We start from the raw sequence: 14379 nt of genomic DNA, 5'->3' as shown, positions 1-14379 counted from the left end.
CTTGATTCCTCTTTGCAATTAATCTTTTATTGCCGCCTCTACGACCCTCTGTTTCATCCTTCTCCTACGCCGATTCACCAAAACCGCCATAATCACCATTCCCAGAATCGTAATGATATAAGGAATCATTTTAACAAAGTAGGCCCAGCTGGCATTGGTAAGCTGCAGTACATTAGAAGCAGCATCTGCAATACCGAAAAGAACGGAAAACAAGGTGCTAATCACCGGGGAGCCTCCCGAAATATTGTTGGCAGATAGGCCAATGTAGCCCCTTCCTGCCACCATGTCTCTGGAAAACCAGGTAACATAACTCATGGACATAAAAGCTCCGCCCAATCCCGCCACAGCTCCTGCAATCAGATAAGCCGCAGTCTGGATCTTTGTTACGGAAATTCCTACCGATTCAGCTGCATGGGAATTCTCGCCTACCGAGCGCAGCCTTAAACCCAGTCTCGTTTTAAACAGCAGCACCCAGATAACACCTGTACAGACAAAGGCCAGATAGGTTAGGATACTGTGGCCCGAAAGGATTTCCCCAAAAAACGGTATTTTATCCAAAACCGGTATTCTTAAATCTGGCACTGCAAGGCTGGCCATGTAGGAAAAGGTGGTTCCTTTTGCCCCTGTAATCCGATAGAGCGCAAAGGTTGTTCCCCCTGTTGCCATTAAATTTACGGCTATGCACGTGAGATACAGCTCCGATTTTCCCACCAGGTTCACATAACTGATCAGCGCTCCCACAAGACTGCCTGCAATCACCGCTCCCATAACGCCTAAAAATACATTCTGCGTCAAAGCGCTGGAAATCACTCCCATAAGGGCCGCCGTCAGCATCATTCCCTCTACTGCCATATTCAAAAGCCCGGCCTTTTTTGTGACCGTACAGGCCAGTGCCGCGTAAATAATCGGAGTGGACAGACGGAAAACCGAAAAGCCAAAGCTGGTAATGGAATCAAACAGTGTCACCTGGAACCACTCTCCTCTCTTTTGTTCTCCCTGTTCCGGGATTCTTGAAGCGCCATACTGTAAATAATCTTATTTCTGGTTTTGGAAAGAAACATTTCGGCCGCAATCATCAGCACAACAACTCCCTGCACCACAACGACAAATTCTGCCGGGACATCTGTGGAGCTGTTTACAATCTGCGCCCCTTGCTGGATATAGGCCATCAGGAACGCCGTAAGAGGGATATACTGAGGTTTCTTCTTTGCCAGCACCGCCACAATCACGCCGTTCATCCCGTGATTCGTCAGCGCAGTCCATTGAAACCGGCTGTTCATAGCCAATTGCTCCAGAGAACCTCCCACCCCGGCCAGAGCGCCCCCAAGCATCTGGGCGATAATAATCGCAGCAGCCGTATTCATTCCAATCTGCACGGCAAACTCCGGATTCGACCCTACGGTACGCATTTCAAAGCCAAGAGAGGTTTTGTGAAATAAAATAACTACAACAATCACAAAAAATATTGCCGCAAAAATACCTGTATGTATTCCCGTGCGCGGAATCCATTCATCAAAGCGTACATCAGCAGGGATCTCATAGGACGCCGTGTAAGAGACGTTCACATCCCGGACTACGCGTGTAAGGATGAACTGTGTAAAATAGAGAAGAATATAATTCAGCATGATGGAAAGGACAATGATATTCGCACCCAGTTTCGCATTGATTACCGCCGGTATGCTCGCCGCAATTGCACCAATCACTCCTCCAACAGCCAGAAGTACAGCCATCTTCAACCATCCAGGCATCCCAAGACCCTCTATCAGTAATGCAAAAAAGGTGGTAATACAGGCAGATGTAATAAAAATTCCTTCTCCCGATACATTGAACCGGTTCACAGAATACATAAAGCACATGCCAAGCCCTGTAAACACAAGAGGAACCATTTTCTGAATAATGTTCCCAAATCTGCGGGCCGTGGTAAACGGGCCTGCCGTAAAATTGTAAATTGCCTTTGCAGGATCTCCGCTGATGAGCACCAGCACCAATAACGTCAAGCCATAGGCGATTAAAAAAGCCGCCGCTATCCGCAGCAATTCAAAAACAGCCTCTACACGTCTTACTTTCATCTAACATTCCCCCATTTCCCCGGAAGTCATGGTGCGGATACCCAGCATATACTCACCCAGAATATCCTCTGTAACTTCATTTACATCCGAAAACATCGCTGCCACTCTTCCTTTATACAGAACAAGAAGCCGATCCGAGACTTCAAGCAATTCATTCAAGTCCGCCGAAATGAGGAGGGTGGCTACGTCATTCTCATGGGACATCCATATCAGCTTTCTTCGAATCATTTCTGTCGTTCCCACATCGATTCCCCTCGTGGGCTGATTCGCTGCAATAAACTGACACCCGGAAGTAAATTCCCTGGCCACAATCACTTTCTGGATATTCCCCCCAGACAGCATCCGCACCGGCTGGTCTGGATCATCACAGGAAATCTCGAATTCCTCAATACAGCGGTTCACAAATTCGTCAATTGCCTTTTTGTTTGTAAAAAAGAGCCTGCGAAACTCCGGCTTGTAGTAACGATCCGCAATGATGTTATCCCGGATGGACTGCTGAACCGCTGCCCCGATGTTCATTCTGTCCTCATGGATATTTGCCATTCCCAGTTCCCTAAGCTGCCGCACTGAATGCTCCTTTACCTCCGCTCCTTTCAAAGTGATGCTGCCCGCATGATATTCTAAGGTTCCGGTAATTGCAGCCGCCAGTTCTGTCTGGCCGCTCCCTTCCACTCCGGCAATTCCAAGAATCTCTCCGCGGCGCACGCCAAAGCTCACCTGGTCCACCTTCCGCTTTCCGTCATCTCCCACAATGATAACCTTTGATACCCGGAGGATTTCCTCCTTAGGGGAAATAGTTTCTTTGCAAAAGTGTAAGTCAACCTCTCTCCCGATCATCATACTCGAGATGCTTTCCTGGGTCAGATTACATATCTCATACGTTCCAAGGCAATGCCCTTTTCTGAGAATCGTCACACGATCGCAGAGCTCCATAATCTCTTCCAGCTTGTGGGAAATAAAGATAACCGCATATCCTTGCTCCTTCAAGCTGCGAAGCTGTTCAAAAAGCTCCCTGGTTTCCTGAGGCGTAAGCACTGCTGTTGGTTCGTCCATAATCAGCACCTGAATTCCCCGGATAAGCGCTTTCAATATCTCTACCTTCTGCATAGAGCCGACGCTGATATCGCATACCTTCTGGGTCACATCCAGATCAAAACCGTATTTCTCTACTGCCTCCTCTGCACGCCTCACCGCTTCCTGACTGTCAAAAAATGCGCCTTTTACAGGCTCAATCCCCAAAACCATATTTTCTGCTATTGACAGTGACGGCACCAGCATAAAATGCTGATGGATCATTCCGATTCCGCTTTTTATTGCATCAAGAGCAGATTTCATTTCCAATTTCTGTCCATTTAAAAAAATACTGCCCTCTTGATAATTTTCCATTCCGAACAGCATCTTCATCAGCGTCGTCTTTCCAGCTCCGTTTTCTCCTACCAGAGCATGGATTTCATTGCGGTTCACTGAAAAAGAAATATCCTGATTTGCCACAAATCCGTTCGGGTAAACCTTTGTCAGATGCTCAACACGCAGCAGCTCGTCCATATCTTTTATTCCTTTCCGTATTGCGCAAAACTTTGGGGCTTTGGGAAGCTGACGGCTTATCTGCCGCAGCTCCCTGCCCTTGTTCTTACGGAGTTACTGAATTTACCAGCTCGTCAATTTCACTCTGAGACATATAGTATGCCGATTTTACCGTGATCTTTTGGGATATAATATCCTGCTCCGCCTCTGCAATCTGCCTGCGCAGCTCCTGAGATACATACTTCTGATAATTTTCATTGTCTGCAACACCTGTAACCTTATCCGACAAATCCAATGCGGCTGCCTGCTCATCGGCAAAAATATCCACGCCGTCGGCAACATCCTTCATAATGGCTTCCAAGGAAGCATTGATGGCTTTGAGGCAGGAGGTCATAATAACCGATGCCAGGTCTGTTTCCCCATTGGCTGTATAAATGCTGTACTGATCGGAATCACAGCCAATTGCCAGCACCCCTTTATCCTTACAAGTCTGGAACACGCCAAGACTTGCTCCTCCGCAGGCCGCAAAGATAATATCCGCATTATGATTGCCTATCTGTGCCGTAGCCAGCTCCATTGCTTTGCCGGCATCGTTGTAATCTCCCATAAACGCACTGCAGACCTTGATATTCTCGTCGGCATATAATGCGCCCTGGATATATCCGCACAGGAAATCATTGATTAAGGGATTTTCCTGGCCTCCGACAAATCCAATCACGCCTGTTTCACTTGTTCCTGCCGCCGCCATACCTACCAGAAAGGCGGCCTGATATGTAGCGATTGAGTAGAGATATACATTGTCTGCCGAACATGTATCAAGGGGTGTGGTATCGTACACAATAAAACGCATGTCCGGATAATCCGCAGCATAAGTTTCGCACAGCTCCATAAAGCCGCTTCTCAGAAAGACATAGTCATAGCCTGCGTCAACAAAATCAAAGAAGTATCCTTCATAAGTCGAAATATCCGTTCCCACCTCTGCATACTCCACCTCAAGACCATAAGTGTCCTGAATGGCCAGCAGTCCCTTGTAAAGCAAGTCGTTGAAAGACAAATCTCCCAATGCATTGAGGGCCAGCATCACCCGCTTTCCTTCCAGAGAAACTCCAGCTGCCTCTTTTGTCTGCTCTGCGGATTCTTCTTTTTCTCCCTTTTCCTCTGTCTGCACTGTCTCTAGTTTTTCAGAGCTTTTGTTTGTACCGCAGGAAGCACAGATCGCCAGCATAGACACTACAAGAATCATACTTAATAGCTTTTTCACAATAACGTCTCCTTTCTGTTTGTTAAAATTTTTCTATGTCTGCCGGAGCCTGCCAGATCTCTTTTGACAGCCTCCTTGTACATCAGGCATCATTTACCAGCCAAATGAGCATATCTCCCCGGGATCGCTGCTCACTGGAAGGAATGCCATGATATACTAACGACACCAGCGTAATATAAGGTTTGCATAAACCAGAATGCAATGATAGAAATTCTGAATTTCTATGTATTCATTTGGCCTGTGCCCCTTGTCTGGATGGCCGGGGCCCAGTATCACCGTGGGAATCCGGGCTATCTTCTGATAATACCGCGCGTCATTTCCCGTATAAGAGACCGCCAGCTCTCCTGTCCCCATCACGGCCCGGCATGTACTGTAAACCTCTTGTACAAAGGGGTCTGCCCTATCCATCTCAAATCCGTCTCCCTGCTGGTAAACCTCTATTTCCGGCGGATTTTCAGAAAGCCATCCGTCCTCCCCGGACGCCTTTTCCAGTGCGCCTGTAACCTCCTTGTACACACTTTCATATGTCATAGCTTTGGGAATATAATGCAGGCACAATTTAAACTCGCACTCCCCTGGAACAGCCGATGCCGCCAGGCCTCCCTTAATGGAGCCGATGTTAATAGAAGGCGGCGGAAGTTCCGGATGGGTATACTGAGTATTCCAGCATTTTTCCAGCTCATGCAGGGCGCCTATTAATTTCATTGCTTTCTCAATGGCATTGACCCCCATTTTTTTCATTCCTGCATGGAGACTCACACCTTTCACCCTGATCCGGAAAAATATGAATCCCATATTTGCCGTTATAATCCTGCAGTTCGTCGGTTCACAGATGACAGCCGCATCTGCGTTATATCCATGCATTGTGGCGGAAAGGGAACCATTCCCACCTCCTTCCTCATCAACCACCGAAACAATTCTCACCTTCCCTGGAAGCGCTATGCCTGCGTCCTGTATCAGCTTAACACCGCAAATTGCAGCCGCCAGACCGGCTTTCATGTCTGACGTCCCCAGCCCATAACAGCGCCCTCCTTCCAACACTGCGGCAAGGGGAGGCCTTTCCCATTTGTCCGGATCGCCGGCCGGCATGGTATCTATATGGCCGTTAAACAAAAGGGATCTTTCATTTCCTTCTCCCTGAAAATCAGCAATCAGATTATACCGCTGTTCATTGTTGTGCCCCGGATTTCCCTCATGGAATCTGTGAAGGCCTTCCTGAACCGTTTCTTCCAGAATCGGGTCCTGTTGTATCACTGCTCCCATACTGCTTAGAAGCTTTTCCAGATACTGCTGGCCATTTATTTCCTTCCCTCCTCCGATCCCCTGCTCAATCGTCTGGGTGTCAATCGACACCAAATCAGTAAATATTTTTAGATATTCTTCTTTCTGTTCCTCAAAATAATTCTTCAGTTTATCATGCAGCATATTTTTCTCCCATATGAATTTCAAATTTTATTCGGCTGGTTTATAAATTTGCGCGCACAAAATAATGGTAAATTTAGCCAAAAAATATTGATTTTTTCTTGCTTTTGTTTTACAATTATATCAAATATTGCGTTGTATATCAAATATCTAATATGTAATATGCCATATGTTTTTCATATAGAAGGAGGGCTTATGAAGTTCAATCAGCTGAAATATTTTCTCACGGTTGCCGAAGAAGGGCAGATTACAAGCGCTGCTGAAAAGCTGCATATGACTCAGCCGCCTCTCAGCCAGCAGCTGAAGCAGCTGGAGGATTCTCTGGATATCAAATTGATCAATCGTTCTTCCAAGGGAATTGAATTAACGCCGGAAGGCAGACTTCTGTATACCCGTGGTACACAGATTATGACAATGATAGATAATGTACAGAACGAACTAAAGGACGCCGGCCGCGGAACCCTTGGAACTGTACATATGGGAATTATTTCTTCTGCAGTGGGACTGCTGATGAATTTTGATTTTATGGGGTTCTGCGCAGAAAATCCACGCATTAACTACAATGTTATAGAGAATGATGCCTTTACTCTTCTTGATATGCTGGATTCTGCGCTGATAGAGGTTGCTTTTACGCGCACCCCCTTTCCATCCCAGTCTTATAATGTTTTTCCGCTCTTTACGGAGGATGTTATCGCTGTGGCCAGTAAAAATTACCATTTTTGCACATCTCTTTATAAGCAGGATACCTCCCTGCCCATCCGCCTGGAACAGCTGGTGGATGAGAATCTGGTCTTGCTGGATAACTATGAGAATACCGTGCTTACGGCATGCAAGCAGCAGGGTGTAGAGCCGTCTGTCATCTGCCGGAGCAGCAATGCGATTACTGCTCTGCTCTGTGCCCGTGCCGGGCTTGGGATTATGGTCACTCCTTTAAATATGCTGGATATGACGGATACGGCTGACCTTTTGATCTGGAAGATCGATTGCCCCTCGCTGGTTTCTTCGGTTTGTATGGTGTGGAAGTCTGAGCTGACGATTTCTGCTGCTACGCAGAAGTTTATACTTCATATTAAGAGGCATTTTGTGACGCCTTCTATATAGGTGTATAGGCGAGAGGGGGATTTTAGGCTTCTGTAGACGGGCAGGGACGTAAAACGGGCAGCAATTCACTATGGAACTGCTGCCCGTTTGCATTTCGCTTTGTATTTCACCTCATTATGCATTTGCACACGAAATATTTTCTGCCTCTGCTAACTCTTGTTCTGTATACCCGAATGATATAATCTGCTCTTTCATAGCGCCTGCTCGAATCATTCTCGCAATCGCATCAAGCCGCTCCTTTTTTATTCCCTGCTCGATTCCCTGTTCAATTCCTTGTTCAATTCCTTGCTCAATTCCTTGCTCAATTCCTTCTTCAATTCCTATGGCTTTAATATTTTCCGACAGATTGCACATGGTCTGTATCCTCCCTTCCAGTTCAGCTGTCATTATCATTCCATATTTCTCTGTAAGTATACGTTTCTTTTCATCTATACTTGCTTGAGAGAGCAGCTTCTCCAGCATAGAAATCAATATATTCTGGGAATCTCCTAGATTCTTCCCACTTCTTACATTGATAACGATACCGCGTATTAAATCTATGTTGTATGGATTCATTTTATTTCCGAAAACACAATTTCTGCTAAGAATAATTTCCTCAATTGAATCGCCCTCTTCACTATTATCCATACAAATCCAGATGCTCCGGACTTTTTTCAAATTATCGTAGTCACTATGATAAAATTCCGTCTGTTTTTGTGCCGAAATCATCCTTGCCAGGTAAAATATGATTCTGTTTTCCAAATGATAGCCCAACTTACCGGGATCTGATGATTTTTGTGCTTCGATATTGATCAAAAACTTCATTTCCGTCTCTTTATGATATGCTGTAAAACGGATATCAAAGAAAATTTTTCCTTCTCCCGGAATATTATCCTCTGTGTTGTCTACATTTACACGTCCCATATTCGACAGCCCTGCATCCAGCGGATGCGTCCCAATATCGATATGTGAGCCAATGCTGTTCATAATATCACCAACAGCCATATCCTTAAATTCCTGTACGGCATACTTTAAAATCCGTGCCAGTATTTGTTTATCTGCAAGTAGGAATTTTATATTCGTATCATAGGTGCTTGAAGCATTTGCTGCCTCAATTGCCTGTGCCAGATTTGTATCTATCATCTTTTCTTCCTTTCCTTGCACTGTGGCACAAATCTCTTAATATCAAAGTTCTGTGATATTATTTTTTATTATACTTGGTTTTCTCTCTTCCTACAAGCCCCTTATAAAAAAGCTTCAATAAGTCTTTTGGCTTTTGGCTAAATCTTGAAAAATCTGCTATGAAAAATATAAAGTCTGAATCCTCTTCATTACTCAAATAGCCTTTTAAATTTGTTTTAAAATAACATCCACTATCCTCTCACTGGCATGTCCATCTCCATACGGGTTCACCGCTTTTGCCATCGCCAGATACTTTTCCGGATCACTCAGCAATTCGCTGGCCAGTGCAAAGATATCCTCTTCCTCCACGCCGGCCACCTTCACCGTCCCGGCCTCCACAGCCTCTGGTCGTTCCGTTTCTGTCCGCATAACCAGAACCGGCTTTCCAAAAGAAGGCGCTTCCTCCTGCAGTCCTCCGGAATCCGTCATTACCATAAAACTCCGGGCAATCAGATTATGCATGTCCAGTACATCCAGCGGTTCCAGCAGTTCCACTTGGGAATTGTTACTTAAAATCTGATACACTGTTTCCCGTACAGCCGGATTCAAATGTACGGGGTAAACTACCTTTATATCCGGATACTTCTCCGTCAGCCCTTTGACAGCCCGGCAAATCTGTTTCAGCGGCTCACCGAGATTCTCCCTTCTATGGGCTGTAACAAGAATCACCCTATGCTTTGCATAATCCATTTCCTGCAAAACCGGATTGCTGAATTTATAATCATCCTTTACTGTGGTTTTAAATGCATCAATTACTGTATTGCCTGTAATAAATATATTTTTACTGACATTCTCTTTTAGCAGATTCTCTTCATTCCGCTTTGTAGGTGCAAAATGATAGGAAGCGATTCTGCCTGTCAGCAATCGGTTCATTTCTTCCGGGAATGGAGAATAGATATTCCCTGTGCGGAGGCCAGCCTCTACATGGCCTACCGGTATCTGTTGATAAAAGGCCGCAAGAGCTGCGGCAAAAGAAGTTGTCGTATCTCCGTGTACTAAAACAATATCCGGCTTTGCTTCACGCAAAACCGGATCCATTTTTTCTAATACGCTTGTTGTAATTGTTGTGAGCGTCTGCCGCTCACGCATAATATCCAGGTTGTAATCCTCCTTGATTCCGAAAGCTTCCATGACCTGGCGAAGCATTTCTCTGTGCTGGCCGGTCAGGCAGACCTTGCAGTTTATTTCTTTGTGTTTTTTCATTTCCAAGACCAGGGGGCACATTTTGATGGCTTCTGGTCTGGTGCCGAATACGGTTAATATTTTCATTACATTTTTTACCTCACATAACCTCATCCTTAATTTTTCTATATTTAGTTAACAATCTGCTTGTTCTCTATCATTCTAAATCAATTTATATTGAAACACCGGCCAAAAACCAGCTATCGTTGAACTCGCCCAGACAAATTACCATTTGCTAAATGAAAGACTTCATCTACTGAAACCTGATTAAAATCACCTTCTATAGAGTGTTTTAGACAAGAAGCTGCTACTGCAAAATCAATACAATTTTGAGGATCTAATTCTTGGAGACATCCATATATGAAAGCTCCGCAAAAAGAATCCCCTCCTCCAAGGCGATCTACGATATGCATTTGATACTTTTTGCTGAAATAACACTGTTCATTTTCATATAACATGGATGACCAGATATTATCATTTGCAGAAACAGATTCCCGTAAAGTAATCGCAACCTTCTTGAAATCAAATTTTCCTGCTAGCTTTTTTGCCACTTCCTCATAACTATTATAATCAATTTTTCCAGATGCCACATCTGTGCTGCTTGCATAAATATCAAATATGTCTGCTGCATCTTCTTCATTTGCAATACAGATATCAACGTATCCACACAACTCAGACATTACTTGTCTGGCTCGCTCTTTGCTCCATAATTTATTTCTGTAATTTAAATCACAACTGATGGTAATTCCTTTTTTCTTCGCCTCTATCAGAGCTGCCTTACATAACCTTATACAGTTCTCACTAAGTGCAGGAGTAATGCCTGTAAAATGAAACCAGTCTGCACCCTCAAAAATCTCATTCCAATCAAAGTCTGTCAAGTCGGCCTCTGCTATTGCCGAACCAAAACGATCGTAAATTACTTTTGTAGGTCTCTGGCTTGCTCCTTTTTCAACAAAATATATCCCCAAACGGTCTCCGCCTCGATTGATATGCTTTGTCTCAACACCATATTTTCTCAATGCATTTATGGCACACTGCCCAATTTCATTTGCCGGAACCTTCGTAACAAACTCTGCATCCATTCCATAATTGGCTAATGATACTGCTACGTTTGCCTCCCCACCGGCATAGGTAACATCAAATCTCTCTGCCTGCGCAAACCGGTAATACCCTTGCGGCATCAGACGCATCATAATTTCTCCAAAAGTAATAATCTTCTTTTTCAAGTAAACCTCCCATTAAAAAAAATAAATTTTTTTAAGTTTTTAAACTTTTAATGCCTTCTCCTAAAAATCAATCACTTTTATAACAAATACTATTTGTACATAATATTAATTGATATCTGATACCTTTGTTTCATATCGACTTGACAATATTTTCTGCCCCCCTGCCATCTACTAATTCCTTCATTTTTTTCCCCATTTCCTCTCGCAGCTCCTTACTATCACATAATTCATTCATCCCATCAAAAAGCTTATATATCCAATTGTGAACATACCTGTAATCACCTGCTGACTTCATTAAACCATTTTCTTGAAATGCATCTGCCCCCGGAATCTGGTTATCTTCTAACACATAAGTCACTGTTGGAATCCCACATGCACAAAGTTCATACAGTGTGCTTCCAGCAGCTGATATCGCAATGTCACAGGCACGCATTAATTTTGCCATTTCACTAACCCTGTAATGCGGAACAATCCACTTATGTTTCAAGGCCATATCAAATATTTTATCTTTATCCGGCTCAAAATCTCCCACAACAAAATGATACTCTTTATCTTCTGTCAATTCTGAATGGTCAATTAGATATTCTATCATCTTCACAATAATGCATTCTGGATCTGAACCGCCTACCGATACAAAAATGTTCCTTACACAATCACAGGCTGTTTTTACTGAAAATTTCTGAAATTCTTTTCTGAGCGGTGCAAATTGCGGACCTAAAAGCATCTTGGGTAGTGGTATTTCTTCTCTTCTATATAACTGAGGATAGTCCATTTTTAAACCATAAATATTATAATTAATCAGAATATCTACCGGATACGCAAATGCTGCAACATCATCCAAATAGACTGTAACCGCTTTTTCTTTTAGTGTCATTAGATATTTGTCTGTAACATAATAACTGTCTATAATAATCCGATCTGGCTTTTCAGTGTCAAGTTGCTCCAATAGTTTTGAAATCTCATCTTCTAACTGCCTAAAGTCAGTGTTAAGTACAACACATCGAATTCCTGCTTCTAGAATCTTATTATAATAAGAATCATCTGCAGTTATAAAAACACTCTCTATTCCAAGTTCCTTTGCTTTTCCTGCAATAGCCAGACACCGCATAATATGACCAGCACCTATTTGTCCATTTCCATCCGCACGAAATAATATCTTCATTATCTCCACCAGCTAATTATTATTAAAGATTTCATTCATACTAAAATGCCTTCACCTTCTATCAAAACACTTCCCTTATCAGCTCAAACCCTTCCGCCATTTTAAGCCCTGCATTCGTTCCTCTATATGCCGCCAAAGCCCTTAACGCCTCCGGACTCCTCGGATGCGGATACAAAGTGCTCTCTGTCCGATAGCAGGCCATTCCTCTTATCTTCGCCTCCAGGGTTTCCGTCACATCAAAAAAAACATTTGGACAAAACGGCTCATTATATCTGTAATTCCATTCCGTAGAAGATGGCGTCTCAAATGCATAGATCCGTTTCACACAGTAATCCCCGACTGGACGGCAGGCCGTCAGAACCGCCTCGCAGGTCCTCTGATGATCAATATTCAGATCCCCATGATGATGTGTAAATACCGTATCCGGATGATACTTATCCACAAAGCTACTTACCGCTTTTATGATATCCAGCAAATCCACTTCATCCATCCGGTTATCCGGAAATCCGCAGAAATAAATACCTGTATAGCCCACCTCACGGGCTGCCATACGGGCATCTTTCTGTAATTCTTCCAAATCTGACTGCTCTGTATCTGCCCGTTTATTTCCACGGGATGTCAGTCCCTCTGCCAGAATCACTGCACGGACACATATCCCTTCATCTGCAAGGCGGCGGACCGTTCCGCCAATCCCCAGCAGTTCATCATCCGGATGAGCTGCAACTACCAGTACATTTTTCATACCTGTCTCCCTCTTACACTTTTTCCCGTTTCAGCTCCCTAACCAGAGAAATACATGCGCCAATCATAATAAACATAAATGGAAATGCTGCCGCAATTGATATGGTCTGTAATGGCTTTAATCCTCCTGCAACAAGCAGACCGATTGCCAGGCATGACTGGACAAGCCCCCATACTACTTTTTTCACAGCAGGCGGATTCATCTCGCCGTCAGAGGAAAGCATCGCCAGTACAAATGTCCCCGAATCCGCCGATGTAATAAAAAAGGTACATAGCAGCACAATTACAACCAGACACAAAACAGTCCCCAGCGGATAATGGCCGAGCACTGTAAACAGACCGGATTCGGGAACTGCGGCTGCCTGCTGTAATTCCTCCGCGGACAGCACTCCGGTTGTTCCGAGGTGAAGCCCCATAGATCCGAAAATCGCAAACCAGACCACGGAAGCCAGGGTAGGAGCCCCTACAACACCGAGCACAAACTCACGGATCGTTCTTCCCTTTGATATCCTGGCAATAAAGATACCCACAAAGGGAGCCCATGCAATCCACCATGCCCAGTAGAATACCCTCCAGGCTTTTACCCAGGAAGCATCGCCATAGGCCGGTATTGCAAGGCTGTCCCGGAAAAATCCTCCCAGATAACCGCCGATCCCATTTACCAGATTATTTAATATTTCAATTTTCGGGCCCACAATAACTGCAGCCGCCATGAGAACAACTGCAAGGTAAACATTAAAATCAGACAGGCGTTTAACTCCTTTTTCTATGCCCGATACAGCCGACCACATGAAAACCGCTGTTACAACAGCAATGATAATAATCTGAGCCGTCAATGTGTCCGGCAGGCCGAACATGGTATTCAGACCGCTGCTGATCTGGAGTACTCCCAGTCCCAGGGAAGTAACAATGCCTGCCACACTGGCAAAAGCCGCCAGGATATCTGCAGTTTTTCCAATCCATCCTTCCGTTCTTTTCTGTCCGATCAGGCCTTCCAGCGTGGAGCTCATCAGCCCGGGCCGCCCTTTCCGGAACTGGAAGTATGCCAGCGACAGCCCCACCACCGCATAATTGGCCCATGGATGGATGCCCCAATGCATAAAGGAAGCCCTGACTGCGAACTCTGCCGCCTCAGCGGAACCTGCCTCTATCCCTGCCATGGGATTCATGTAGTGTGAAACAGGCTCTGATATACCCCAGAACACAAGCCCTACCCCCATGCCTGCACAGAACAGCATGGCAAACCAGGAAAAGGTGCTGTATTCCGGCCTGGAATCATCCTGCCCCAGCCGCAGATTCCCATATTTTGTGCATGCAGTTCCCAGGACAAACAGAACAAACAAAAGCATTACCATAAGATACAGCCATGCAAAATTCTCTGTAATTCCGGTAAACAGTCTGCCTGAAAGCTCACTGAACTGTTCACCAAAACAGACAGCAAAAAGGGCCAGTCCCAGGGATATGGTTAATGAAATAATAAATACCGGATTGCGCATTTTTTTATTCTTTGACATTTATCTTTTCTCCAAA

General features: G+C 44.5%; 12 protein-coding genes. 1 reads left to right on the top strand and 11 read right to left on the bottom strand.

Annotated features, from left to right (window positions below):
• Positions 1–18: 18 nt before the first annotated feature.
• From VV089_RS23970 to VV089_RS23950, 5 genes are all read right to left on the bottom strand, one after another.
• On the bottom strand, positions 19–966 hold the full coding sequence (locus VV089_RS23970) for an ABC transporter permease (RefSeq protein ID WP_334337702.1): 948 nt from the start codon (positions 964–966) through the stop codon (positions 19–21).
• The gene (locus VV089_RS23965) at positions 963–2069 is read right to left on the bottom strand and encodes an ABC transporter permease (RefSeq protein ID WP_334337701.1); all 1107 of its coding nucleotides are present in this window, start codon (positions 2067–2069) and stop codon (positions 963–965) included. Before VV089_RS23965 ends, VV089_RS23970 begins: the two co-directional genes overlap by 4 nt.
• Complete coding sequence (locus VV089_RS23960) at positions 2070–3614, bottom strand: ABC transporter ATP-binding protein (protein WP_334337700.1); 1545 nt, start codon at positions 3612–3614, stop codon at positions 2070–2072.
• An 85-nt stretch (positions 3615–3699) separates the two neighbouring features.
• Entirely contained in the window at positions 3700–4854 is a 1155-nt protein-coding gene (locus tag VV089_RS23955) for a BMP family lipoprotein (RefSeq protein WP_334337699.1), read from the bottom strand.
• A gap of 156 nt (positions 4855–5010) precedes the next feature.
• The gene (locus VV089_RS23950) at positions 5011–6279 is read right to left on the bottom strand and encodes a M20 family metallopeptidase (RefSeq protein ID WP_334337698.1); all 1269 of its coding nucleotides are present in this window, start codon (positions 6277–6279) and stop codon (positions 5011–5013) included.
• 192 nt (positions 6280–6471) lie between these two features.
• Between VV089_RS23950 and VV089_RS23945 the strand changes: the two genes are divergently transcribed.
• Positions 6472–7377 carry a LysR family transcriptional regulator gene (locus VV089_RS23945; RefSeq protein ID WP_172544522.1) on the top strand — a complete coding sequence of 302 codons (906 nt, stop codon included), beginning with the start codon at positions 6472–6474 and terminating at the stop codon, positions 7375–7377.
• Between the two features lie 114 nt (positions 7378–7491).
• Here VV089_RS23945 and VV089_RS23940 read toward each other — a convergent pair whose 3' ends face one another.
• The 6 genes from VV089_RS23940 to VV089_RS23915 all read right to left on the bottom strand — a co-directional run bounded on the left by VV089_RS23940 (position 7492) and on the right by VV089_RS23915 (position 14363).
• Positions 7492–8499 (bottom strand): hypothetical protein, encoded by a 1008-nt coding sequence (locus VV089_RS23940; protein WP_334337697.1) that lies wholly within the window; start codon positions 8497–8499, stop codon positions 7492–7494.
• Positions 8500–8703: 204 nt separating this feature from the next.
• Entirely contained in the window at positions 8704–9807 is a 1104-nt protein-coding gene (gene wecB / locus VV089_RS23935; RefSeq protein WP_334337696.1) for a non-hydrolyzing UDP-N-acetylglucosamine 2-epimerase, read from the bottom strand.
• Positions 9808–9920: 113 nt separating this feature from the next.
• The gene (locus tag VV089_RS23930; RefSeq protein ID WP_334337695.1) at positions 9921–10946 is read right to left on the bottom strand and encodes a sugar kinase; all 1026 of its coding nucleotides are present in this window, start codon (positions 10944–10946) and stop codon (positions 9921–9923) included.
• Between the two features lie 130 nt (positions 10947–11076).
• Positions 11077–12108, bottom strand: a complete 1032-nt coding sequence (pseG, locus tag VV089_RS23925; protein ID WP_334337694.1) for a UDP-2,4-diacetamido-2,4,6-trideoxy-beta-L-altropyranose hydrolase — start codon at positions 12106–12108, stop codon at positions 11077–11079.
• Positions 12109–12169: 61 nt separating this feature from the next.
• Positions 12170–12850 carry a PIG-L deacetylase family protein gene (locus VV089_RS23920; protein ID WP_334337693.1) on the bottom strand — a complete coding sequence of 227 codons (681 nt, stop codon included), beginning with the start codon at positions 12848–12850 and terminating at the stop codon, positions 12170–12172.
• A 13-nt stretch (positions 12851–12863) separates the two neighbouring features.
• Complete coding sequence (locus VV089_RS23915; RefSeq protein ID WP_334337692.1) at positions 12864–14363, bottom strand: BCCT family transporter; 1500 nt, start codon at positions 14361–14363, stop codon at positions 12864–12866.
• Positions 14364–14379 lie beyond the last annotated feature (16 nt).

The organism is Candidatus Merdisoma sp. JLR.KK011 (assembly GCF_036941125.1).
GTDB lineage: Bacteria > Bacillota > Clostridia > Lachnospirales > Lachnospiraceae > Laedolimicola.
Note: the sequence above shows the minus strand (reverse complement) of the source record. Positions and strands in the feature narration are given on the sequence as shown.